The sequence below is a fragment of the Kitasatospora sp. NPDC058478 genome, from assembly GCF_042720345.1.
Classification (GTDB): Bacteria; Actinomycetota; Actinomycetes; order Streptomycetales; family Streptomycetaceae; genus Kitasatospora.
The window spans coordinates 1-314 of the sequence record NZ_JBHXML010000063.1; positions in this window are offsets into that span (position 1 = coordinate 1).

The following is a 314-nucleotide window of genomic DNA, read 5'->3' on the forward strand; positions in this document are numbered from 1 at the left end:
GCCGGGGTTTGCCCGCGGCCCGGGGCGCGCCCGGTCGCGCGGCGGGCCGCTGACGTGCACGCCCGCTCAGCGGGCCGGTACCGCTCCGTTCGGTGCTCCCGGCCCGCTCGGCGTCCCCACCGCGCCGCGGCCCAGCAGCAGGGCGAGGTCGTCGGCCTGGCAGCGGATCTCCGGGATGGCGGTGGTCTCCAGCAGGTTGCCGCGTCGCAGCGAGCCCAGCGTCCACAGCGGTGCCGGCGCCCGGCCGCCGGTGGGGAGGAGCCGGGCGGGGGGGGGGGGGGGGGTAGGCCCCCCCCCCGGGGGGGGGGGGGGGC